Origin of the sequence: Stenotrophomonas sp. 59 (genome assembly GCF_030291095.1) — a bacterium.
Taxonomy (GTDB): Bacteria; Pseudomonadota; Gammaproteobacteria; order Xanthomonadales; family Xanthomonadaceae; genus Stenotrophomonas; species Stenotrophomonas maltophilia_Q.
This window is the reverse complement of sequence record NZ_CP127408.1, coordinates 1,281,448-1,304,376: the sequence shown is the minus strand read 5'-3', so window position 1 is coordinate 1,304,376 and position 22,929 is coordinate 1,281,448. Positions and strand designations below refer to the sequence as shown.

Sequence of the window (22,929 nt, the reverse complement as noted above, 5' to 3'; positions counted from 1 at the left end):
CCCGGCTCAGCCCGCCTCGACCCGGTTGGCGCAGGGCCGCCCGGCGGCGAAATCGGCCAGGTTGCCCAGCGTGATTGCCGAGATCTCCTGCAGCGCCTCCACGGTGAAGAAGCCCTGGTGGCCGGTCACCAGCACGTTGGGGAAGGTCATCAGGCGCTGGAAGGCCTCGTCGTCGATGATCTCGCCGGACAGGTCCTGGAAGAACAACGCGCTTTCCTGTTCGTACACGTCGATAGCCAGGTGTCCGAGCCGGCGCGACTTCAGCGCGCGGATCACCGCATGGGTGTCCACCAATGCGCCACGCGAGGTATTGACCAGCATCGCGCCCGGCTTCATCCGCGCCAGTGACGCGTCATTGATCAGGTGCTGGGTATCGGGCGTCAGCGGGCAATGCAGCGAGACGATGTCAGCGCGCGCCAGCAGTTCATCCAGCGCCACCATCTCGCCGACAGCCGCGAAGGCGGCCGACGGATACGGGTCATGCCCCAGCACGGTGCAGCCCATGCCCTTGAAGATGCGCGCGGTGGCCAGCCCGATCTTGCCAGTACCGACGATGCCGACGGTGCGTCCATGCAGGGTGCGCCCGAGCAGCCCATCGAGCATGAAGTTGCCTTCGCGCACGCGGTTGTAGGCGCGATGGGTCTGGCGGTTGAGGGTCATCACCAGCGCCAGTGCATGCTCGGCAACGGCCTCGGGCGAATACGCAGGCACCCGGGCGACGAACAGGTCCAGTGCTTTCGCAGCGGCCAGGTCCACATTGTTGAAGCCCGCACAGCGCAGCAGCACCGCACGCACGCCCAACGCGTGCAGCGCACGCAGTACCGCCGCATCCAGCCGGTCGTTGACGAACACGCAGACGGCGGCGCAATCCTGTGCCAGTGCTGCGGTATGCACATCCAGCGCGGCATCGAAGTAGACGAACGTATAACCTTGCCCCGCCGCATCGCGCTGGTTGGATTCGTCGAGGAAGCGGCGGTCGTAGGGTCGGGCGCTGAAGACGGCGATCTGCATGGAAGAACCTGGGTGGAATGCCATGCCGACCATACCGCAGCCACGCGTCCGTGGGGATGGCACCGGCGATGCGAACATCGCCGGTGCCCTGTGCCACTTAGAACCGGTAGCCCAGGCCCAGCATCACGCCGTTCTGGATCTGCCCGTCACGACGCTCGCCCACGTAGTCGGCCATGATCGACAGGCGTTCGCTGGCGCGGCTGGTCACGCCCAGGTTCCAGGCCAGCACCTGCTCGCCCACGGCCTGGCTGCTGGCGCCGAACACCAGGTCCGGTGCTGCGGCGAAGCCAGTGCTGTAACGGGCCTGCGAATCGCCCAGCTCTTTCTGCCAGACCACGCGCGCACGCGGGGTGATGCGCTCGCCGTTGTTGCCCTCGAAGGTCCTGAACAGCTGCAGGCCGGCACCAACGCGGATGCTTTCCAGGCTGCCGCTGCGACCGACCAGTGCACCCGCGCCCTGCCCTTCATTGAAGCGCGTGGCCGAGGTGCGCGCGTAGTCCACCACCGGCAGCAGCGGCTGGATCACCAGGCCCCTGCCGGTGGTGAACGAGAACGCGTGTTCCATCCGTGCCGAGATCGCATCGTTGTTGTACTTGGCGCGCAGCGGCTGCTGCAGGCCATCGATACCGCTGACGCTGCGCCGGGTGTCATGACGCAGGTCGGTATAGCGCACCGCCGCCGACAGATAGCCGCGCGAATAGGTCGCGTCCAGATAGCCGCCCACGTCCAGCGCGCGCACGTCACCGCTGAAGTCGGAGCCGTCGCGGCCCTTGGTCGACATATCTGCCGCTGCCACGCTGACGCCCAGGGTGACGCGGTCATCGGCAACGCGGGTATCGGCACCGACGACGACGCCGCCGATGTTATGGCTCAAGCCGGCCACGCCACCGTCGGCATCGATGCGGCCGTGGCTGGCGAAACCTCGCGCCCACAGGCCATGGTTGCGACCAGAGCCACTGCCTTCACCGCCACCCGCCGCCGGCTCGACCAGATGCATGGCCAGCTGGTTGAACAGGCTGCCGTGGCGCATGCCCGGCTGCGCCGACACCGACTGCGCGGCCTGCGAGGCCAGGCCGTCGGCATCACCGCCACTGCGCATCGCGGCCTGATGCTGCTGCACCACGTTGCCGATGCTGCCCACCAATGCGTTGTCGGCCAGGCGCAGGCTCGCGTGCGCGTCACCGCGCAGGGCACCGGCCTGCTGTGCGATCACATCACGGTCGGCGAACTGCAGGGCACCGAGCAGCGACTTCAGGCCACCATCCCTGCGATCGGAAGCGGTCGCCAGCGCACGGCCAAGGGCATCGCCCGAAGCACCATTGGCAAACAGCCCCAGCTGGTCGAAGCCCGGGTTGGCGGTCAACCACAGGCCGTCCGCGGTCTGTTTCACGTTGAAACTCAGCAGCGAGTTGTGGCGTGGGCGGAACACTTCTCCGCCGGTGATGCTGGCGCTGTAGCCGGTGTCGCCCAGGCGCACGACGTCTTCGAAGCCGCCCTGGTAGATCGGGCCCTGCACGAGATCGCGACGGAAATCCTGGCCGTAGTAGCCCTGCGCTACATTCAGCTCCAGGAAGGCGCCCTTGGAGATCACCAGCGCGCCGTCATTCACTTTGCCGCTGGACTGGTCGAAGAAGCTGCCCACGCGCACGCGCCCGGCAGCAGTACCACCGTTCTCGGTCACGTCGAACAACACTTTGCCGCCCGGCATGATGTTGACGTAGCCATGGGTGACCAGATCGCCGCCGCGCGGCATCAGGGTCCCGTACACGCGCAGGCGGTTGAAGCCATCCTCGCGCCAGGACGGACGGGTACCGCTGACCAGTGCGCTGAATTCCGTTGCGGTGCTGGCCACATCGCCATGGCCGACCAGCATGCCCGCGCCCATCACACGCACTTCTGGAGCGCGTAGCGCGCCGCCTTCCAGTGCGATGGTGCCATTGTCGACCAGCATGAAGTCGGCACCGGTGGTGGCGGAGGTACGCCAGGTGGCGCCGTTGGCCACGCGGATCACGCCCATCGAGTTGTCCAGCGTGGACGCATCCAGGTCGCCCAGGCGCAGCCTGGACAACAACAGGGCCTGGACACCCGGATCACTGAGATAGTCCTGCACCGAATTCGGACCGATGCCCTGTGGTCCGGTGCCGGACTGGTTGTAGATGTATTGCGCCAGGGTCATGTAGGTCGAGGACGGATTGGTATTCCAACGCGCGAAATCATCATCGACGAAGGTCTGCAGCTGGCGACCGGTGCGCAGGTAGCCCGGGTTGATGTCGCCGCTCACGTTGGCCGTGACATTCAATGTATCGCCCGGATCGCGGTAGCCCTTCGCGGTAATGATCCTGTTGCTGTAGATGTCCTGCCCAGGGAACGACTCCAGCTTGCTGCCGCTGCCGTCCGGATCGAAGCTGACCGAAGCACCGGTGGTACGCGCCGGATCGCGGAACACCAGCAGGCCGTTGGGCTGCACCACTTCATACATGGCCTTGTGCAGCAGGCCGGCATCCATGCCACCGCCGTAGTTGCCGGTGTAGATCTGGGTCATGCGCGGCGACGGCGTGTAGATCACCTTGCCGCCGTTGCTGGCGGCGTGGATCTGCACCGAATCGACGATCGGCAGGTCACCGGCCAGATAACGCTCGACGCCACCGGACTGCATGATCGAGCAGGACGAAATGCAGTGGCCGGACACGATGGTATTCAGGCCGGCGGTGCGGATCACGCCCTGCAACCATTCGCCGGCAATCAGCGCGCCACCGTTGGAGGTGCGCAGCACCACCTCGCGGATCGGCCGGCCCTCGGCCTGCGCCTTGGCCAGCAGTGCCGGCAGCGATAGCACATCGGCGTAGGTCACCCCGCCACTCAGGAAGATGCGATCCCCCTGCACGTGATAACTCATTGCCATGACGTCATCAGCCACCGCGATGGCACCAACGCCGATCAGCCCGGCCAGGGCCAGGCTCAACTTCGAATGCTTCATACGTTCTCTCTCCACCCGCAACACGCGGGTAAGGAGTCAAACGGCAGAACGCCGGAATCTCCCCCAGCGCGACCGTCCGGGAAAAATGAATGCATTCACAATAAGAGAGGGGCGCCCTGCACTCTTCCCCATCCGGTCATCGTCGCGTAAAACTCGATGACGCAACCGCCAATGTCAGCCGAGGCCAGCCCTGTCCGCCCCGTCCCCCCTGATCCATCGCGCGCCGGAGCCACCCGCGCCTGCGGACGCCTTCATCGCGTTCGTACGCGAGGAACGCGCGCCACTGTGTGCGTTCCTGCGCACACGGGGCGTCGGGCCGGAGGATGCGGAGGACATCGCGCAGGACTGCATGGAGCGGCTGATCCGCTATCGCGCGCACGGCACCGACGAACTGCGCCTGCTGCTGTATCGTATCGCGCGCAATCGCCTGGCCGATCGCGGCCGATCGCCGCAGTCGCGACCGCACCTGTCACTGGCCGAGCATGATGGTCACGACGAGCCCACCAGCCCGTCGCCGGATCCCTTGCGCCAGGCAGAGTCCGGGCAGATGTTGTCCCTGCTGCGGCAGGCCCTTTTCAAACTGCCCGAGCGCGCGCGCGAGGTGTACCTGCTCAACCGGATCACCGGCATGAGCTATACGCAGATCGCGCGGCACTGTGGAATTACAGCCAAGACCGTGGAAAAACATATCGCCCGCGCCCTGCAGGGCCTGCGCCAGGAGTTGGGACCGGATCCGCTGCACAACGACAGGGATACCGAATGAGCAGCCACCGGCATAGGGAAGACGCCTCGCTGTTCGCACGCGCCAGCACCTGGGTGGCGCGGCTGGAAGCTCCGGACTGCACCGCGGCCGAACGCGAGTCATTCGAAGACTGGCTTGCTGAAGACCCTGCCCATGTCAAAGCCTGGGTGCAGGCCGAAGACCTTTTCCAGCAGGGCCAGGGCCTGGCTGCGGACCCGTGGCTGCGGACGGCTGCGGCGCGCGCGGCACGGCCTGCCCGGCGCCGCTGGCTGCCTGCTGCGGCCGCAGCCGCGGGTATCTGCCTGGCCATCGGCGTGGGCTGGATGGTAGCGGTGGATGGCAACCCTGCCCCGCAACGCTTTGCCAATGACACGCATCAGGCACAGCGGCTGACCCTGCCCGATGGCAGCGTGGCCATGCTCGATGCCGGCACGACGCTGCATGCCAGCTTCGGCTGGCGCCACCGCGAGCTGGACCTCGAACGCGGCCGCCTGCAGCTGCAGGTCGCGCCATCGAGCAAGGCATTGCAGCTGCGCGCCGGTACCAGCACGATCCGCGATATCGGCACGACCTTCCAGGTTGAGCGCCTGCACGATGGCCTGGTCGAGGTCGCGCTGCTGGAGGGTGCGGTGGAAGTCAGCAACGGCGCCGCCCAGCGCACGCTGGCCCCTGGCCAGCAACTGCAGGTACTGCCCTCCGGGCGCATCCAGCCCGGTCCAGCCCTGTCCTCCACGGCAGCCGCCGAGGGCTGGCTGCATGGGCAGCTGGTCTTCGATGCCACCCCGCTGTCGATCGTGGTCGAACGCATGAACCGCTATGGCCATGCACCGCTGGTGATCGCTGACCCGGAGATCAGTGATCTGGCGGTCAGCGGCACGTTCCGCGCAGGTGACGCACAGGAGTTGCTGTCCGCGCTGGAACTTGGCTGGTCCATTGCTGGCCAGACGCGCCCGGATGGCGCGCTGGAACTGCGCCGCACGTACTGAGGAGGCCTGCGGTGATGGCAGGACCAGGCGCGCTGCAGTGGGGGCTGCTCCGCCCCCTGCTGTGCCTGGCTCTGCTGGTCGCCGCGCCGCCTGCCGCCCTCGCAGGCGATCCGGCCGCCACCCACGACTACCGCATCAACGCTGGCCCGTTGCCTTCGGCATTGCAGCAATGGGCACGGCAAAGCGGCATCGCTCTGGTGTTCGATGCCCGGGAACTGGCGGGGCTCCATGCCAACGGCACCCATGGCCTGGCCGATCCAGCATCGGCCCTGAAACAGCTGGTCGCCGGCATGCCGGTGACCATCCTTCGAACACCGTCCGGAGGCTTCGTGGTCCGCCGCATCCGCGTCGCGCCCGCGGCTGCGCCGCCGGTTCCGGCAACGGTCGCGCCGCGCCCGCACACACCCCCACAGTCGCCACCCCAGGTGGACCTGGCGCCGATCCATGTCACCGGCAGCCGGTTGCCGCGCACCTCCGTGCAGACCACCCTGCCGGTGACCACGATCGATCGCGCAGACATCCTGCGCAGCGGCTACGGCAGCCTGTTCGACCTGCTGCGGCACCTGCCCGGCATGAACGGACTGCCAGCGATGAGCAGCGCCCGCAGTGGCGATTCGCAGTACCTGCCTGTCGGTGCTGCCGCCACCACCAGCCTGGATGGCATGGGACCACGCGCCACCCTGTTCCTGGTCAATGGCCGGCGCCTGCCCCGCTACCCGATGGTGTCGCTGGAGCAGGGCGGGCTCACCGATCTGGGCGGCATTCCACTCAGCTTTGTCGAACGCATCGAACTGGTGCGCGGCGGTGCTTCGGCCATCTACGGCGCCGATGCCATGTCCGGCGTGGTCAACATCATCCTGCGCGACCAGGCCGACGGCCCGGAGGCGACGCTGCAGACCGGCCTGAGCAGCCGTGGCGACGCTGGCCAGTACCGCGTGCAGGCCGCCACCGGAGGCCTGCGCGGGAACGGCGACCGCTGGTTCGCAGGCATCGACCTGCATCGCGTCGACCACCTGGCGGGGGACCAGCGTGACTGGCACGCAGAGACGTCGCAATACCTGATCGGCGCCTTCCGCGATGGCGACTACTGGCCCGCTACGCGCTGCGACGGACCATTGAAACGACGCAATGGCGCCTGCTGGTTCGACAGTTCGCGCCCTCGTTCGCTTCAACCGGCCTCCGATACCGCCTCGGCCTATCTGCGCTACCGGCATGAGCGTGGCCAGGGGCGTTACGTCTATGCCGAAGCCCGCGCCAGCCACAACCGGCAGCGCTTCGATCTGGGCCCGACCGCCGTCGCCCTCGGCCTGTACGGCTACACCTTCAACAGCGTCCTGCGCGAGGCCGGCAATGTGCGTCCCCAGGTACGTGCCACCGACGCCGATCTCACCTTGGGCATCGGCCGGGACCAGGGCAGCCACAGCTGGGACGCCGGCATCAGCGCACAGCGCAGCGACGTCACCCTGTCCACACCGGGCACCGTGCGCGCCGAACCCTTCATCGAGGCTGCGCAGTCACTCAGGTTCCTGCCAGGCTTCAATGCATTGCCCGCCGATGAAGCCACGTCGCTGTTCCCGTCGATCCGCAACCGCGGACTTACCGAGCAATGGCAGGGCTGGTGGGGCATACAGCGCGCACTGATGCCGATGCGGGGCGGCAACGCGCAGCTGGCCACTGGTATCGACCTGCGCCATGAACGCTGGACGTCCCACCCGGACACCCTGCTGAGCCAGGGCGATCTGGCACTGGGGCTGCCGCAGCAGCAGCGGCGCCTGTCGCGGCAGAGTGGCGGCGCGTATGCGGAACTGGGCCTGCCACTGACATCGGAACTGCGCATGGACCTGGCCGCGCGCTGGGACTACGACGGCGATTACACGGCATTCTCGCCCCGTGCCGGTCTGCGCTGGACCCCAACACCGCACTGGTCGTTCCTGCTGGCCAGCGGTCGCGGCTATCGCGCGCCCAGCCTGTTCGAACAGCGCCGTCCGCCAGGACAGTTCGGCACCCTCACCCTCCCCGCCTCAAGCGCACTGCCGCCCTGTGCACAGAGCGGGCCCGACGGCCGCTGCGTGGTCACTGCGGATGTGGAGGAGAACACCACGCTCAAGGCCGAGAGCTCACGCAGCCATTCGCTGGCGGCGACCTGGTCACCCAGCGATGCGTTCTCGCTGTCGCTGACCCACAACATCGTCGAGCTGCGCAACGAGATCCTCGCGCTGCAGCCGGTCGATGCCGTGTGGAACCGTGATACCTGGCAGCTGGATGAGGATGGCAACCTGAGCAGCCTGCGGCTGTCGTTCGACAATATCGGCCGTACCACCTCCCGCAACTGGGTGCTGCGTGGCGAATACCGGATCGACACCGGCAGCAACGGCCAGTGGTTGTTCTCGCTGGACGCGCTGAAGCAGCAGGAGCTGCGCCGCCGTCGCGACCACGAACCGGCGATCGACCTGCGCGGACATGTCACGCCCGAGATGGCGGCGGTCCTGAACGTGCAATGGCAGAACAGCAACTGGGACATCGCCCTGCGCGGCAACCAGGTGGGCCGCACCCGTGCATGGCTGCCCGGCGCCGAGTGCCCGCAGCGGCAGATCGAACAGAACCACTGCATGAATCCGCGCCAGCTGCGCTGGAACCTGCACCTGGCGCGCCGCCTGGGCCCTCGCGTCATCGCGGCGCTGGATGTGCACAACGTGCTTGATGCGCAACCGGTGAACTACCTGATCGGCAATGGTGGGCAGATGCCGGGGCTGGACGATCCACTGGGTCGCTACTACCTGCTTACCCTGCAGTTCCGCTGAGCGTAGTACGCTACGCGGCCTGTTCCACCGGCCTGCCACCTCCCCCATGAAAGCCTATCTCTGGTTCTGGGGCGCGTTCCTGCTGTTCTTCGCGTTGCCCTTCCCCTGCATCCTTTATTTCGGCACCTCCTGGCCGGTGGCGCTGGCTGATCGCAGCGCGCCGTGGCTGGCACTACTGCTGCTCGCCCTGTCACTGAGTGCATGGCTGGCGCTGCTGCTCGCCTTCCTGCATACCCTGCTGCTCGGCCCGCCGCGCGCCCTGCATCGCGTGCGTTCGATCCTCGCCGATGGCGAACCTCGTGATGCGCTGATTGAACACGCCGAGCAGACCGGTGTGCACGTGCGTGGATTCGCACAATGGAAACTGCAGCTGTCCTTCCAGAATCTGTCGGGCACCCCGATCAGCGAACAGCTGCTGGTGGTCGACAGCAAGCCGCAACTGCAGCGCTTCGGCGTCGGCAGGCACATCAATGCACGCCTGGGCCGAACGCCGGGCGCGTTCCCGAACGTGGTACTGGACGGTGCCCAGCCCGAACTGGATGTCGCCAGCCTGTGGCGGCGAAGCATCGGCGCTGCGATCGGCATCGTCCTGGTAGCCGCCGCCTATGTGGCGGCCTACCGGCTGCAGAGCGAGGGCCTTGGCTGGACCTTCCTGTCCTTCGGCCACCCGCTGCTGGTGTGCCCACTGGTGCTGTGTGGCTACATGCTGGGACTGCGCCTGCTTGGCCGCCTGCTGCAGGGTGATGCGCGCGGCGACGCATTGAAGTACCGCGGCATCGGCGTGGAGGCCAGGGTATTGAAGGTGCGCCAGACCGGCACCTACCTCAACGAGCAGCCGCAGGTGGAGTTCCAGCTGGAGTACACCGACCGTGACGGCGATGTGCAGCGGGCCAGCGTGCGTCGCTTCATTCCGCTGATCGACCTGGCCAACATCCCGCGCGAACACGTGACCCTGCTGTACGACCCGGATGACCGCGGCAACGTGCGCCTGGAGGGCATGTGAAGCGGCCTCCTTCCACCCGACGGGTGTTTTCGCTGGTGCTGCTGGTGCTGGCCGGCGTGGCCGTAGCCGGCGGTGCATTGGGAACCATCGCCGAAACTCTGGGACATCCGATGCAGCCCGACCGTCCGTCGAGGCCATCTGCATCGCAACCGCCGCGCGAGCAGGCCGACTCACTGGCAACGGCGCCCGGACTGCAGCCCGCCCTGATGCCCGAACGCAGCAACCGGCTGTTCGATTCGGAGTACCTGCTGGGCGCACGCCAGGCACTGGAGCAGTTGCCTGCATTGTCCGGACACCGGCTGACGGTGTTCCACAGCATCCACTTCTACGATGATGGCCGCATCAACCTGGACCTGGTCGATCCGCAGCAGCCGAACCACGTCGACAGCTACCACTTCGAACGCGGGCAGTGGCGCAAGGGCAACCCGGTGAACCCGCAGCAGTTCGCCCCCACCATCAGCCTGCAACGCAGCAGCACGCCGCTGGCCAACATCGATTTCGATGCCGTACCACGCGTGGCCAAGGCACTGCAGGAACAACGCAACGCATTGCAGAACCCGGCCTCGGAAGTCGGCCACGTCTACGTGATCGTGCGCAAGGCCGGCAAGCTGGCATGGCTGCCGGACGAGGTTGACGGCGACCGCGAATCGGCGCGCCTGCAGTTCGATGCACAGGGCATCGCGCGCAGCGTCAGAAAAGGGGACGGAGAGGATTAAGTCGTAATTGCCTTGATGCCGATGGCGACTTAATCCCCTCCGTCCCCTTTTCTATTTTACGGAGCGGGCGATGGCGTACTGCGCGGCGTAGTAGGTGGACAACACCAGCAGGCTGGCCAGCGGCAGGCCTCCGGCAAAGCGGTCCCAGGCCAGCAATGAATCGCTGGCCACGAACAGCACGGCACCGGTTGCCGCCCAGCGTGCACTGCACGGTTCCGGCGCGGCCGCCTGAGGACGCGCCCATGCGCGCGCAAGCGCAAGCACCGCCATCGACGCCAGCACCACCACGTAGGCCAGCACCGGGATGCGCATCGGCACCGGCAGGTGCGGCCACAGGCCCATCACGTTGAGCACGGCGAAGGCACCCAGCAGCACGGCAGCGGCGAGCAGCCCCCGGCCTGCGCGCAGGCCCTCGCGGAACGCGACGATGTAGCAGACGTGCGCCAGCAGGAACGCAACCAGCCCCGGCACGAACGCGTCGATCGGCAGCATCAGCGCGATGTCGCCCACGCACGACAGCAGCATGCCGGCCAGCACTGCGCGCCGGTAGAACGCCTGCGCGGGATCATGCACGCGCCAGGCGATGGCGGCGATCAGCAGCGTGGTGGCCGGCTTGGCCAGCCAGTGCAGCCAGCGCCCGTCACCGTGCAGGAACGCGCCCACAATGGCGAGGATCGCTGCCAGCAGGATCACGCCATCGCGGACGCGCGGTTTCATCGTGCCTTCCACAGGTCCGCCAGGCGGTCGGGCTTGCCGGTGATGCGTTCCAGCACCGGGTACTGCAGACCACCGTGGTAGTCGATGTTCATGGTCTCGATGCGGTCGAACTGCTTCACCAGCAGCACGATCGGCGCCTTGTCCTTTGCCGCAGCAGCGACCGCGTCCTTCAAGCGCTGGCTGCTGTACTCGCGCCCGCCCACGGCGATCACCTTCATGCCCGGCGCCAATCCTGCGTTGAACGCCGGGCTGTCCCAGATCACGTCACCGACCGAACCACTGTCGAGCACGGTCGCACCCAGCGAGTAGGCCAGCAACGCGCCCTTGGCGCGCTTTTCCTGTGCCTTGTAGGCGTCGTTTTGCGTATCACGGTAGACCAGCTTCCAGCCGGCCAGCTCCAGGCCACCGGTCAGCGAACCATGTCCGTCCAGGCGGCCGCGCAGGAAGGTCGCCCAGTCATACGGTGCGATGCCGTTCAAGGTCGCGACCACATCGTCGAAAGTGTACGGATTGACGTCCCAGTCGCCATTGCCGACGCCGAAGAATGCACGCGCGAAGTCATCCAGGCTGCGGCGGTTGCCGCTCAGCTCGCGCAGCTTGCCTTCCACCTCCAGCCACAGCAACTGGCCGCCGGAGTAGTAGTCCTCGCTCATCTGGTAGTTGCGGTACGGCAGGGTGCGGCGCTGGGCGATGGTAGGGTCGTTGGTGGTGTCCTGCAGCGGGCGCCAGGCGAGGCCCGGGCGGCCGCGGTCATAGGTGGCGGCCACGTTGGCGAGCATGTCGCGCGCCTGCGCGACCGACCACAGCCCCGAGCGTGCGGCCAGCACCTGGCCCCAGAACTGGGTCTGGCCCTCGTACACCCACAGCAGGCTGTCGCCCATCGGCACGTTGAAATTGGCAGTAGCCAGATCGGCGCCACGACGGTACTTGCCGTTCCAGGAATGGGTGTACTCGTGCGGCAGCAGATCGCGCATCCACGCGTTGCTGTCCCACTCGGTGAAATAGCCCGGATCGGCGCTGTTCTCGCTGGAGCGGTGATGCTCCAGGCCGATGCCGCCGAGACGGTCGGTCAACGCCAGCAGGAACTCATAGTGGTTGTAGTGGCGCACACCGTAGAGCTTGTCGGCCTGCTGCACCAGCGCGCGGTGCATCGTGATCTGCGCATCGGTCGGCTTCAGCGACTTGGCCTCGTCGGCGAACACGTTGAGGTGCACCGGCACTTTCGCGCCCGGATCGAGGTCGATGCGCTGGTAGTGTTCGCCGGCGAACAGCGGCGAGTCGACCAGGTGATCATAGGAGATCGGCTTGAACACCACGGTGTCGCCGTCACGGCGCGCAGTCTCCAGTGCGGTGGCGAATGACCAGCCCTTGGGCAGCGTCACGCTGGCCTGCGCCTGCAGCTGGCGCGCATCGACACCGGCCGGATACAGCGAGTTGGCGTTCCACTGCAGGTTGAGCATTTCCGGGGTCATCACCACCCGGCCCTGGCTGCCGCCCTGCGAGGACAGGAAATCGAAGTGGGCGACGATCTCGTTCACGCCTTCGGGCACATCCACCTTGAATGCGTAGACGTTGAACTGATCTCGTTGCCAGGCCAGCGGCCTGCCGTTGGCGGTGACGCGCAGGCCGGCCAGTTTGTCGATCGGGCCGGTGGGCGAATGGTTGCCGGGAATCCACTGCGGGTACAGCAGGGTCATCGGACCCGGCTTGGCCGGCACGGTGGCGGTGACCTTGAAGATGCGCCGGGCCAGGTCGCGCGCGTCTACATCGATGCGCAGCAGGCCGGGAGCGGCGGCGCTGGCCGGCGACGAGGTCTGCGCCAGCGCAGGCGTGGCCGCCAGCACGAACAGCAGGGACATCACCAGAGCACGGGTCTTCATCGGGCAGCATCCAACAACGGAGAATCCTCCGATGCTAGGCCTGTAGAGAGCCCTGCCCCATGGCCAAAGGTCATGGCGCGCGCGAACTCCACCAGAAGCGGCAAACCCGGTGACAAGGCCGTGAGCGGTAGATCCACGCCATGCGTGGATGGATACATCCCCACCCGAGTCAGGTCCGGTCAATCGACCAGGCGCAGGCGCAGTTCCTTCGGCAGCGCGAACACCATCGATTCCGGCTCGCCATCCAGCTCGCCCACGCCGCTGGCACCCAGCTCGGCCAGGCGTGCCAGCACGCCATCGACCAGCACCTGCGGCGCCGAGGCACCGGCAGTCACGCCGATGTGCTGCTTGCCCACCACCCACGCCGGGTCGATTTCATGCGCGCCGTCGATCAGGTACGACTCCACGCCTTCGCGGCGGGCCAGCTCACTCAAGCGGTTGGAGTTGGAGCTGTTCGGCGAACCGACCACCAGCACCAGGTCGCAGCGCTTGGCCAGGTCGCGCACCGCGTCCTGGCGGTTCTGCGTGGCGTAGCAGATGTCGTCGTTCTTCGGGCCCTGCATCGCCGGGAAGCGCTCACGCAACGCATCGATGATGCCGCGCGTGTCGTCCACCGACAGCGTGGTCTGCGTGGTGTAGGCGAAGTTTTCCGGCTGGTTGATGTGCAGCGTGGCGACCTGCTCCACGTCTTCCACCAGGTAGATCTGGCCGGTACCGGCTTCGCGGTTCCACTGGCCCATGGTGCCTTCCACTTCCGGGTGACCGGCGTGGCCGATCAGCACCACGTCACGGCCGGCACGGCAGTGGCGGGCGACTTCGAAGTGGACCTTGGTCACCAGCGGGCAGGTGGCGTCGAACACCTTCAAACCACGGCGCTCGGCTTCCTGGCGCACGGCCTGGGAGACGCCATGCGCGCTGAAGATCACCGTGTTGTTGTCCGGCACTTCGTCCAGTTCCTCGACGAAGATCGCGCCGCGCTGCTTCAGGTCGTCCACCACGAAGCGGTTGTGCACCACTTCATGGCGGACGTAGATGGGCGCGCCCAGCGTTTCGATCGCGCGCTTGACGATCTCGATCGCACGATCGACACCGGCACAGAAACCACGCGGGTTGGCGAGCAGCACATCCATCAGTTCAATCTCCCGGCAGCGGCCGGCTTACGGTTTCGGGTTGGCATTATCCGCCTTTTTGGCGGACTTGCCTTCGAACAGGCCAAACAGGGCGATGCCGATGGCACCCACCACGATGGCCGAATCGGCGATGTTGAACGAGGGCCAGGTGTAGCTGCCCACGTACCACTGGATGAAATCGACCACGTGGCCGTGCACCTGGCGGTCGATCACGTTGCCGATGGCACCGCCGATGATCAGCGCATACGGCACCGCGGCCTTCCAGTTGCCGCGGGCGGTGCCGCGCAGCCACCAGGCCATCAGGCCGCTGATGGCAATGGCCAGCGCGGTGAAGAAGTACTTCTGCCAGCCACCAGCGTCGCTCAGGAAACTGAACGCGGCGCCTGTGTTGTAGGTGCGGTACCAGTTCCAAAAGCCGTCGATCACAACCACCGGCTGGAACTCCGGCAGGCTCGACAGGACCCAGGCCTTGGACCACTGGTCCAGGCCGATGATGGCGGCCGACAGCAGCAGCCAGATCAGGGCGTTCGGGTGCGGACGGGGCGCGGCCATCAGAACCAGCTCCGTACTTCACCGGCGCCGGTGATGTTGCTCACGCAGCGGCCGCACAGTTCCGGATGATCGGCGTTGCTGCCGACGTCGGCGCGGTGGTGCCAGCAGCGCACGCACTTGGCCTTGGTGGTCGGCTGGGCGCTGACGAACACTTCGTCGGTGGTCGCCGGGCGCACCTGCACGTCGCCGCTGATGAACAGGAAGCGCAGTTCATCGGCCAGCGGCTGCCACTTCGCGGCCTGCTCCTCGTTGGCGGCAATGGTGATTTCCGCTTCCAGCGCGGCACCGATCGCGCCGTTGGCACGCATCGGCTCCAGCACCTTGGCCACCTGCTCGCGCACAGCCAGCAGCTGGTCGAAGTCGGTGGCGTTGAGCTGGGCATCGGCCGGCAGCGGCGCCAGGCCGTCGTACCAGGTGGTGAACAGCACGTGGCCGGCGCGTTCGCCCGGCAGGTAGCCCCACAGCTCGTCGGCGGTGAAGGTCAGGATCGGCGCGACCCAGCGGGTGAACGCTTCGGCGATGTGGTACATCGCGCTCTGTGCCGAACGGCGACCGTGCGAATCGGTCGGCATCGTGTACAGGCGGTCCTTGGTCACGTCCAGGTACAGCGAGCCCAGGTCCACGCTGCAGAAATTCAGCAGCAGCTGCACGATCTCGGCCATGTTGTAGCCGTTGTAGGCTGCCTTGATCTTCTCCTGCAGCTCCCACGCGCGATGCACGATCCAGCGGTCCAGCGCGACCATCTGGTCGAGCGGTTGCAGGTGCTGGGCCGGATCGAAGCCGTCCAGGTTGCCGAGCAGGAAGCGTGCCGTGTTGCGCAGGCGACGGTAGGCGTCGGCGTTGCGCTTGAGGATCTCCTGCGACAACGACATCTCATTGCTGTAGTCGGCCGAGGCGATCCACAGGCGCAGGATGTCCGCGCCCAGCTTGTTCATGATGTCCTGCGGCTCGATGCCGTTGCCCAGCGACTTGGACATCTTGCGGCCGTGCTCGTCCACGGTGAAACCGTGGGTGAGGCACTGCTTGTACGGGGCGCGCTTGTCGATCGCTACGCCGGTCAGCAGCGAGGACTGGAACCAGCCGCGATGCTGGTCGGAACCTTCCAGGTACAGGTCGGCCGGCTTGCCGAAGCCACGCGCGGCGAGCACGCCCTCATGGGTCACGCCCGAATCGAACCAGACGTCGAGGATGTCGGTGACCTTCTCGTAGTCGGCCGCTTCAGCGCCCAGCAGTTCGGCGGCATCCAGCGAGTACCACACGTCGATGCCCTCGGCTTCGACGCGGTCGGCGACCTGCTGCATCAGCTCGACCGAACGCGGGTGGATCTCGCCGGTCTGGCGATGGGTAAACAGCGCGATCGGCACGCCCCAGGTGCGCTGGCGCGAGATGGTCCAGTCCGGGCGACCGTCGACCATGCTCTGGATGCGCGCCTTGCCCCAGGTCGGGAACCAGCCGACGGTATCGATGGCGGCCAGCGCATCGTTGCGCAGGTTGGCCTTGTCCATCGAGATGAACCACTGCGGGGTGGCGCGGAACACTACCGGCGTCTTGTGGCGCCAGCAGTGCGGGTAGCTGTGGCGGATCGGATGGAACGCCAGCAGCGAACCGTTGTCGCGCAGCACGCCGACGATGGCCTCCTGCGCCTTCCACAGGTGCTGGCCGGCCAGCACCACATCACCTGCCGGCGGGGTCGATTCCAGGTACACGCCACGGCCGTCGATCGGCGTGACCTGACCGGCGTTGTACTTGTCCAGCAGGCCGTACTTCTGGCTGACCACGAAGTCTTCCTGGCCGTGGCCGGGGGCGGTGTGCACCGCACCGGTACCGTCCTCGTCGGAGACGTGGTCGCCGTTGAGCACCAGGATCTCGCGTTCCGGGTAGAACGGATGCGCCAGCAGCTGGTTTTCCAGCGCCGCGCCGGTGGTTTCACCGTGCAGCACCACCTCGTCAACGCCATAGCGCTGCAGCGCGCGCTCGGCCAGCGCGGCAGCCAGCACCAGCCAACGGCGCTTGCCGTTGTGGGCCGGGCCTTCGGCCAGCACGTAGTTGATTTCCGCACCCAGCGACACCGCCAGCGAGGCCGGCAGCGTCCACGGCGTGGTGGTCCAGATCGGCACCGCCACTTCGACGTCGGCCGGCACGCTCACGCCGAACGCCTGGCCGATGGCCTGTGCGTCGCGCGCGGCGTAGGCCACGTCGATCGCCGGCGATTCCTTTTCCTGGTATTCGATTTCGGCTTCGGCCAGCGCCGAACCGCAGTCGAAGCACCAGTAGACCGGCTTGGCGCCGCGCACCAGGTGGCCGTTGGCCACGACCTTGGCCAGTGCACGGATTTCGTTGGCTTCGAAGTCGAAGCTCAGGGTCTTGTACGGGTTGTCCCAGTCACCGGTCACGCCCAGGCGCTTGAAGTCCACGCGCTGGATGTTGATCTGCTCTTCGGCGAACTCACGGCACTTCTGCCGGAATTCAACGGCGTCGAGCTTGGTGCCGACCTTGCCCCACTTCTTTTCCACCGCGATCTCGATCGGCAGGCCGTGGCAGTCCCAGCCCGGCACGTAGGGCGCATCGAAGCCGGCCAGGTAGCGCGACTTGACGATGATGTCCTTCAGGATCTTGTTGACCGCGTGGCCCAGGTGGATGCGGCCGTTGGCGTACGGCGGGCCGTCATGCAGCACGAACAGCGGGCGGCCGGCGGCGTTGTCGCGCAGCTGCTGGTAGAGCCCCTGCGCTTCCCACTGCGCCAGAATGCCCGGCTCGCGCTTGGGCAGGTCGCCGCGCATCGGGAATTCGGTGGCTGGCAGGTTCAGGGTGGTCTTGTAGTCCTGGCTCACGCAGTGGCTCGCAATCTATGTTCGGAAAGGATGGCGCGCGCCTGTTCGGCGTCGCGGTGCATCTGGTCGGTCAGTGCCGCCAGATCATTGAATTTCTCTTCGTCGCGCAGCTTGGCGACGAACTCCACGTCGATGTGGCGCCCGTACAGGTCGCCCTGGAAATCGAACAGGTGGGCTTCCAGCAGCGGCTCCACGCCCTCCACCGTCGGCCGCGTGCCGAAGCTGGACACCGACGGCCACGGCTGGTCGAACACGCCGTGCACCCAGGTCGCGTAGATGCCCGACAGCGCCGGGGTCTTCGGGAACCGCAGGTTGGCGGTGGGGAAGCCCAGCGTACGGCCGAGCTGGCGCCCGCGCACCACCCGGCCGCTGATCGCGTACGGACGACCCAGCAGGTCATTGGCACGGGCGAAGTCGCCCTCCTGCAGCAGCTGGCGGATGCGGGTGCTGGAAATGCGTTCGCCATGCAGGTCGACCGCTTCAATTTCGCCCGCGGTGAAGCCCAGTTCGGCGCCCATCTTCTGCAGCAGGGCCAGGTCGCCACGGCGGCGGTTGCCGAAGCAGAACTCCGGGCCGATCCAGACTTCGCGGGCGTTCAGGCGCTGCACCAGCAGCTGGCGTACGAAGGTCTCGGCCGGCATCGCTGCCATCGCCGCGTCGAAGCGCAGCAGGCCGACCGCATCGACGCCGAGTTCGCGCAGGATCTCGACCTTGCTGCGCGCCAGGGTCAGCCGCGGCGGCGGTGTGCCCTGGGCGAAGAACTCACGCGGCAGCGGCTCGAAGGCCACGGCCACGGCGGCCACGCCCAAGGCGCGCGCGCGGGCAACCGCATGGCGCACCAGCGCACGATGGCCCAGGTGGAGGCCGTCGAATGCACCGATACAGACCACGCTTCCGTTGGGGAACAGTTCCCCGCCCTCGACGCTTCTGAACAGCCTGCTCATCAACTCTCGTTCCGGCCCGACCGGGGCCGCCGCTTCAATGGTGTAACCCTGAAGTATAGCCGCCACAAGCGGTGATCAATGCCCGCGCAGGTCGCGCGGGCGGAAGCCCATCGCCACAATGGCCACTGCGTAGGTGGCACCGCCGCCGCCGACCAGCAGCGACAGGCTGCCGATCCGCTCCCATACACCCATCGCCGAGAACGCCGGCAGCCAGTGCAGCAGGGCCAGCAGGGCGGCGACCATGGCCACGCAGGCCAACAGCAGGCGCAGCAGATAGCCGCCCCAGCCCGGCCGGCGCTGGTAGACATCGGTCTTGCCCAGCCAGTACCAGAGCAGGCCCAGGTTCAGGTAACTGGACAGCGCGCTGGCGATGCCCAGTGCCAGGTGCAGGCCCGGCTGCTTGCCGATGGCCGCCATCACGCCCTGCGCTTTCAGCTCGTCCGGCACCATCACCTGGTACAGCACCGCCAGCAGGGCGAAGTTGAACACCATGTTGGCCACCAGTGCGGCCACACCGGCGCGCACCGGGGTCTTGGTGTCCTGGCGGGCGTAGAACGCCGGCAGCACCACCTTCAGCAGCGCGAACGCCGGCAGGCCGAAGCTCAGGCCATACACCGACAGCGCGGTCATCCGGGTATCGAAGGCACTGAACTGGCCGTGCTGGAAGATGGTCGCGATCAGCGGTTCGGCCAACAGCAGGAGGCCGAGCATGGCCGGCACCGAGATCAGCAGGGTCATGCGCAGGCCCCAGTCCAGCGAGCGCGAGAAGCCCTCGCGGTCGGTGCTGACGTGGTGACGGGCCAGCGCCGGCAGGATCACCGTGCCCAGCGCCACGCCGAACACGCCCAGCGGCAGCTCCAGGAAGCGGTCGGCCAGCGACAGCCAGGACTGCGAGCCATCGGTCAGCTTGGCCGCGATCACGGTGTCCAGCAGCAGATTGATCTGCGCCACCGAGGAGCCGAACAGGGTCGGCACCATCAGCGTCATCACCTTGCGCACGCCCGGGTGGCTCCAGCCCCAGCGCGGGAGGGTCAGCAGATTGATGCCCTTCAGCGAGGGCAGCTGGAACAGCAGCTGCAGGATGCCGGCGGCCAGCACCGCCCAGCCCAGCGCCAGGATCTGCTTCTCCGGGGTGCCGCCCAGCCGCGGCGCCAGCCACAGCGCACCGGCGATCATGCACAGGTTGAGGATGACCGGGGTCAGCGCCGGCATCGCGAAGCGCTGGAAGCTGTTCAGCGCGCCACCGGCCAGGGCGGTGAGCGAGACGAACAGCAGGAACGGGAAGGTCAGGCGGAACAGGTCGACCAGCAGGCCCTGCTTCACCGGGTCGGTATCAACGCCGCTTGAGAAGACCGAGGCCAGCTGCGGCGCGAAGATCAGCGCCAGCGCGGTGACCAGCATCAGCACCCCACCCAGGGTGCCGGCGGTACGGGCCATCAGTTCACGCAGCTCGGCGTGGCTGCGGGTTTCCTTCACTTCCGTGAACACGGGCACGAAAGCGGTGGCGAAAGAGCCTTCGGCGAACAAACGCCGCAGGAAATTGGGTACCCTGAAGGCGACCCAGAAAGCATCAGTGATGGCGTTGGTGCCGAACGTGGTGGTCACCACGAAGTCCCGGACAAGTCCGAGAACGCGCGAGACCATGGTCATGCTGCTGAACGACAGCAGGCCCCGCAACAACTTGGGTGAACTCACTCAGCGTCCCTCTTGACAATCGACTTGACGTGCATTTCTTACGCCATCATACTAGCTAGCTTGCTGTTCCCATAACACCGATTTTTTCAGGAAACCACCACCGTGGCCAATATCAAGTCCGCCAAGAAGCGCGCCAAGCAGACCGTCGTGCGCAACGCGCGCAACGTGGCTCAGCGCTCGATGCTGCGCACCGCTGTCAAGAAAGTGATCAAGGCGCTGGACGCCAACGATGCCGCCGGCGCCGAAGCCGCCTTCGCCGTTGCCCAGCCGATCCTGGATCGCTTCAGCGCGCGTGGCCTGATCCACAAGAACAAGGCTGCTCGCCACAAGAGCCGCCTGAACGACCGCATCAAGGCCCTCAAGGCCGCCTGATCCGGCGTTGCCGCCCTGCCCTTCGGGGTGCGGGCAGCAGACAAAAGCCCGGCCTCGGCCGGGTTTTTTGTTGCCTGCGATCCGGGGATTGCCACAGGTCCGGTGGCATCGGCCGGCTGCGTCGATTGGCTGCGTCGATTGGCTGCGTCGGCTGGCTGTGTCGACTGGCTGCGTCGGCTGGTTGCGTCGACTGGTTGCGTCGACTGGTTGCGTCGACTGGTTGCGTCGACTGGTTGCGTCGACGGGCCGCTTCGACGGGCCGCTTCGACTGGCCGCTTCGACTGGCTGCTTCGACTGGCTGCTTCGACTGGCTGCTTCGACTGGCTGCTTCGACTGGCTGCTTCGACGGGCTGCTTCGACGGGCTGCTTCGACTGGCTGCTTCGACTGGCTGCTTCGACGGGGTAGAGTCGACTGTTAGTCGACTAACGCGCGCAGCGCGGGCTTTACGGGTAGCGCGAAGAGCAGTCGACTAACAGTCGACTCTACCCAGCCGGAGCCATTGCCCCAGCGGGAGCCATTGCCCCAGCCGGAGCCCGTCGCCCCAGCGGGAGCCATTGCGCCAACCGAAGCCCGTCGCCCCAGCCGGAGCCATCGCCTCAGCCAGCCAACCCCATCGCGCAGGCCACAAAAAACCCGGCCGAAGCCGGGTTTTCATCAACGCCAGTCGACTAACAGTCGACTCTACTGCGCGTCGCGGGCTTCCTGCTCTTCTTCCTTCTGGCGATCGAAGAAGGCCATGATCCGGCTCATGATCGGGAAGGTGCCTTCGCGGCCCAGCGCCGAGACAAGGAACCACGGCTCCTTCCAGCCCAGCTCGGCGACGATCTGCTCGGCCGCGGCCTTGGCCTCGTCCTCGAACATCAGGTCAGCCTTGTTCAGCACCAGCCAGCGCGGCTTGTTCAGCAGTTCCGGATCGTGCTTTTCGAGCTCGCGCTCGATCGCACGCACCTGCTCCACCGGCGAAATGCCTTCCACGCCACCTTCCATCGGCGAGATGTCCACCAGGTGCAGCAGCAGGCGGGTGCGCTGCAGGTGGCGCAGGAACTGCGCGCCCAGGCCGGCACCGTCGGCCGCGCCCTCGATCAGGCCCGGAATGTCGGCGATCACGAAGCTGCGGTAGTTCTCCACCTTCACCACACCCAGGTTCGGGTACAGCGTGGTGAACGGGTAATCGGCCACCTTCGGCGTCGCCGCGGAAACGGCGCGGATCAGGGTGCTCTTGCCGGCATTGGGGAAGCCCAGCAGGCCGACATCAGCCAGCAGCTTCAACTCCAGCTTCAGCGTGCGCTCTTCGCCCGGCTCGCCCGGCAGCGCCTGGCGCGGCGAGCGGTTGGTCGAGCTCTTGAAGTGCATGTTGCCCAGCCCGCCGCGGCCGCCCTTGGCCACCAGCAGGCGATCGTTGTGCTGGGTCAGGTCGCCGATGACTTCATCGGTGGCAACGTTGATCACCACGGTGCCGACCGGCACGGTAATGGTCAGGTCTTCGCCGCCCTTGCCATAGGCCTGGCGGCCCATGCCGTTCTCGCCGCGCTGCGCCTTGAAGATGCGGTCATGGCGGAAGTCGACCAGGGTGTTCAGGTTCTCGTCGGCGCGGATGTACACGCTGCCGCCCGCACCGCCGTCGCCGCCGTCCGGGCCGCCGAGCGGAATGAACTTCTCGCGACGGAAGCCAATGCAGCCGTTGCCGCCGTTGCCGGCGAACACTTCGATTTCTGCTTCGTCTACCAGTTTCATTGTTTCGATGCCTGCGATGGGCGCGGCCTGCCTGCCGTCGCCTTGAATGTCATGCCGGCCGCGGGCCGGCAACCCGGCACAGCCGGTCTTGCGTTCACTCTAACGAAAAGCCCCGCCGAAGCGGGGCTCTCCATGCAGCGTGCTCTTCATCCAGCACGGCCATGCCGGGGCATGGGTGCCGGCGATGCCTGGATCAGGCGTCGGCCGAGACGATGCTGACGGTACGACGCTTCTTGGCGCCCTTGACCGAGAACTCCACCTTGCCGTCCACGAGGGCGAACAGGGTGTGATCACGGCCCAGGCCAACGCCCGAACCCGGGTGGAACTGGGTGCCGCGCTGACGCACGATGATGTTGCCGGCTTCGATGGCCTGGCCGCCGAAGATCTTGACGCCCAGGTACTTCGGGTTGGAGTCGCGACCGTTGCGCGAGGAGCCTACGCCCTTTTTATGTGCCATGACTGCTTCTCCTGATGCTTAGCCGGCGATGCCGGTGATCTCGATTTCGGTGTAGTACTGACGGTGACCCTGACGCTTCATGTGGTGCTTGCGGCGACGGAACTTGATGATCCGGACCTTGTCAGCACGACCCTGGGACAGGACCTTGGCGGTGACGGCAGCGCCCTTCAGCGCATCGCCCAGCTTCACGCCATCGCTGTCGCCCAGCATCAGGATGTTGTCAAACTTGATCTCGCTGCCGACTTCGACTTCGAGCTTTTCGACGCGGAGCTTTTCGCCCTGCGCCACGCGGTATTGCTTACCGCCGGTGACCAGTACTGCGTACATGACCAGACTTCCTCTGTAGTTATTGTGGTCTATGGACTGCCGCCGTCGAGGGC

At 66.7% G+C, this 22,929-nt stretch carries 18 protein-coding genes; 6 read left to right on the top strand and 12 right to left on the bottom strand.

The genetic code is table 11. The features are described 5' to 3' along the window. Positions 1-6 precede the first annotated feature (6 nt). The gene (locus QP552_RS05960; protein WP_111112456.1) at positions 7-1,011 is read right to left on the bottom strand and encodes a 2-hydroxyacid dehydrogenase; all 1,005 of its coding nucleotides are present in this window, start codon (positions 1,009-1,011) and stop codon (positions 7-9) included. 97 nt (positions 1,012-1,108) lie between these two features. Next, positions 1,109-3,988, bottom strand: coding sequence for an autotransporter outer membrane beta-barrel domain-containing protein (locus tag QP552_RS05955; RefSeq protein ID WP_286075307.1), 2,880 nt, complete (start codon positions 3,986-3,988; stop codon positions 1,109-1,111). Between the two features lie 283 nt (positions 3,989-4,271). Here QP552_RS05955 and QP552_RS05950 point away from each other — a divergent pair, with 283 nt between their 5' ends. From QP552_RS05950 to QP552_RS05930, 5 genes are read left to right on the top strand one after another with little or no spacing between them, the layout of a single operon-like run. Then, positions 4,272-4,751, top strand: coding sequence for an RNA polymerase sigma factor (locus tag QP552_RS05950; RefSeq protein ID WP_238378640.1), 480 nt, complete (start codon positions 4,272-4,274; stop codon positions 4,749-4,751). Next, positions 4,748-5,716 carry a FecR domain-containing protein gene (locus tag QP552_RS05945; RefSeq protein WP_286075305.1) on the top strand — a complete coding sequence of 323 codons (969 nt, stop codon included), beginning with the start codon at positions 4,748-4,750 and terminating at the stop codon, positions 5,714-5,716. The genes QP552_RS05950 and QP552_RS05945 overlap by 4 nt, the downstream gene beginning before the upstream one ends. 14 nt (positions 5,717-5,730) lie before the next feature. Then, positions 5,731-8,517: a TonB-dependent receptor gene (locus QP552_RS05940; protein WP_111112454.1), complete on the top strand. Its 2,787-nt coding sequence runs from the start codon at positions 5,731-5,733 to the stop codon at positions 8,515-8,517. Positions 8,518-8,563: 46 nt separating this feature from the next. Next, positions 8,564-9,520, top strand: a complete 957-nt coding sequence (locus QP552_RS05935) for a hypothetical protein (protein WP_111112453.1) — start codon at positions 8,564-8,566, stop codon at positions 9,518-9,520. After that, positions 9,517-10,236 (top strand): hypothetical protein, encoded by a 720-nt coding sequence (locus tag QP552_RS05930; RefSeq protein ID WP_286075304.1) that lies wholly within the window; start codon positions 9,517-9,519, stop codon positions 10,234-10,236. Before QP552_RS05935 ends, QP552_RS05930 begins: the two co-directional genes overlap by 4 nt. Before the next feature lie 51 nt (positions 10,237-10,287). Here QP552_RS05930 and QP552_RS05925 read toward each other — a convergent pair whose 3' ends face one another. From QP552_RS05925 to murJ, 7 genes are all read right to left on the bottom strand, one after another. Continuing rightward, positions 10,288-10,953, bottom strand: a complete 666-nt coding sequence (locus tag QP552_RS05925) for a lysoplasmalogenase (protein WP_286075303.1) — start codon at positions 10,951-10,953, stop codon at positions 10,288-10,290. Further along, positions 10,950-12,833: a peptidase M61 gene (locus tag QP552_RS05920; protein WP_286075302.1), complete on the bottom strand. Its 1,884-nt coding sequence runs from the start codon at positions 12,831-12,833 to the stop codon at positions 10,950-10,952. The genes QP552_RS05925 and QP552_RS05920 overlap by 4 nt, the downstream gene beginning before the upstream one ends. 179 nt (positions 12,834-13,012) lie before the next feature. Continuing rightward, entirely contained in the window at positions 13,013-13,963 is a 951-nt protein-coding gene (gene ispH, locus QP552_RS05915; protein WP_049428543.1) for a 4-hydroxy-3-methylbut-2-enyl diphosphate reductase, read from the bottom strand. A gap of 27 nt (positions 13,964-13,990) precedes the next feature. Next, positions 13,991-14,515 (bottom strand): signal peptidase II, encoded by a 525-nt coding sequence (gene lspA / locus QP552_RS05910; RefSeq protein ID WP_111112449.1) that lies wholly within the window; start codon positions 14,513-14,515, stop codon positions 13,991-13,993. After that, positions 14,515-17,346 (bottom strand): isoleucine--tRNA ligase, encoded by a 2,832-nt coding sequence (gene ileS, locus QP552_RS05905; RefSeq protein ID WP_111112448.1) that lies wholly within the window; start codon positions 17,344-17,346, stop codon positions 14,515-14,517. The genes lspA and ileS overlap by 1 nt, the downstream gene beginning before the upstream one ends. Continuing rightward, positions 17,343-18,290 (bottom strand): bifunctional riboflavin kinase/FAD synthetase, encoded by a 948-nt coding sequence (locus QP552_RS05900; RefSeq protein ID WP_111112447.1) that lies wholly within the window; start codon positions 18,288-18,290, stop codon positions 17,343-17,345. The genes ileS and QP552_RS05900 overlap by 4 nt, the downstream gene beginning before the upstream one ends. Before the next feature lie 75 nt (positions 18,291-18,365). Further along, positions 18,366-19,970 (bottom strand): murein biosynthesis integral membrane protein MurJ, encoded by a 1,605-nt coding sequence (murJ, locus tag QP552_RS05895; protein ID WP_286075911.1) that lies wholly within the window; start codon positions 19,968-19,970, stop codon positions 18,366-18,368. Between the two features lie 117 nt (positions 19,971-20,087). On the opposite strand from murJ, the gene rpsT reads away from it, so the two are divergent. Then, positions 20,088-20,357, top strand: coding sequence for a 30S ribosomal protein S20 (gene rpsT / locus QP552_RS05890; RefSeq protein WP_005408560.1), 270 nt, complete (start codon positions 20,088-20,090; stop codon positions 20,355-20,357). A 682-nt stretch (positions 20,358-21,039) separates the two neighbouring features. Here rpsT and cgtA read toward each other — a convergent pair. The 3 genes from cgtA to rplU form a co-directional block, all read right to left on the bottom strand. After that, the gene (gene cgtA / locus QP552_RS05885) at positions 21,040-22,092 is read right to left on the bottom strand and encodes an Obg family GTPase CgtA (RefSeq protein WP_106549432.1); all 1,053 of its coding nucleotides are present in this window, start codon (positions 22,090-22,092) and stop codon (positions 21,040-21,042) included. Between the two features lie 193 nt (positions 22,093-22,285). After that, on the bottom strand, positions 22,286-22,549 hold the full coding sequence (rpmA, locus tag QP552_RS05880) for a 50S ribosomal protein L27 (RefSeq protein ID WP_005415704.1): 264 nt from the start codon (positions 22,547-22,549) through the stop codon (positions 22,286-22,288). A gap of 18 nt (positions 22,550-22,567) precedes the next feature. Then, positions 22,568-22,876 carry a 50S ribosomal protein L21 gene (rplU, locus tag QP552_RS05875; protein ID WP_006424709.1) on the bottom strand — a complete coding sequence of 103 codons (309 nt, stop codon included), beginning with the start codon at positions 22,874-22,876 and terminating at the stop codon, positions 22,568-22,570. Positions 22,877-22,929: the final 53 nt, after the last annotated feature.

What these genes read in the sequence shown, in the direction of transcription:
- QP552_RS05960 (WP_111112456.1), bottom strand. Translation starts at nt 1,011, where the DNA reads ATGCAGATCGCCGTCTTCAGCGCCCGACCCTACGACCGCCGCTTCCTC.
- QP552_RS05955 (WP_286075307.1), bottom strand. Translation starts at nt 3,988, where the DNA reads ATGAAGCATTCGAAGTTGAGCCTGGCCCTGGCCGGGCTGATCGGCGTT.
- QP552_RS05945 (WP_286075305.1), top strand. Translation starts at nt 4,748, where the DNA reads ATGAGCAGCCACCGGCATAGGGAAGACGCCTCGCTGTTCGCACGCGCC.
- QP552_RS05940 (WP_111112454.1), top strand. Translation starts at nt 5,731, where the DNA reads ATGGCAGGACCAGGCGCGCTGCAGTGGGGGCTGCTCCGCCCCCTGCTG.
- QP552_RS05935 (WP_111112453.1), top strand. Translation starts at nt 8,564, where the DNA reads ATGAAAGCCTATCTCTGGTTCTGGGGCGCGTTCCTGCTGTTCTTCGCG.
- QP552_RS05925 (WP_286075303.1), bottom strand. Translation starts at nt 10,953, where the DNA reads ATGAAACCGCGCGTCCGCGATGGCGTGATCCTGCTGGCAGCGATCCTC.
- QP552_RS05920 (WP_286075302.1), bottom strand. Translation starts at nt 12,833, where the DNA reads ATGAAGACCCGTGCTCTGGTGATGTCCCTGCTGTTCGTGCTGGCGGCC.
- ispH (WP_049428543.1), bottom strand. Translation starts at nt 13,963, where the DNA reads ATGGATGTGCTGCTCGCCAACCCGCGTGGTTTCTGTGCCGGTGTCGAT.
- lspA (WP_111112449.1), bottom strand. Translation starts at nt 14,515, where the DNA reads ATGGCCGCGCCCCGTCCGCACCCGAACGCCCTGATCTGGCTGCTGCTG.
- QP552_RS05900 (WP_111112447.1), bottom strand. Translation starts at nt 18,290, where the DNA reads ATGAGCAGGCTGTTCAGAAGCGTCGAGGGCGGGGAACTGTTCCCCAAC.
- cgtA (WP_106549432.1), bottom strand. Translation starts at nt 22,092, where the DNA reads ATGAAACTGGTAGACGAAGCAGAAATCGAAGTGTTCGCCGGCAACGGC.
- rpmA (WP_005415704.1), bottom strand. Translation starts at nt 22,549, where the DNA reads ATGGCACATAAAAAGGGCGTAGGCTCCTCGCGCAACGGTCGCGACTCC.
- rplU (WP_006424709.1), bottom strand. Translation starts at nt 22,876, where the DNA reads ATGTACGCAGTACTGGTCACCGGCGGTAAGCAATACCGCGTGGCGCAG.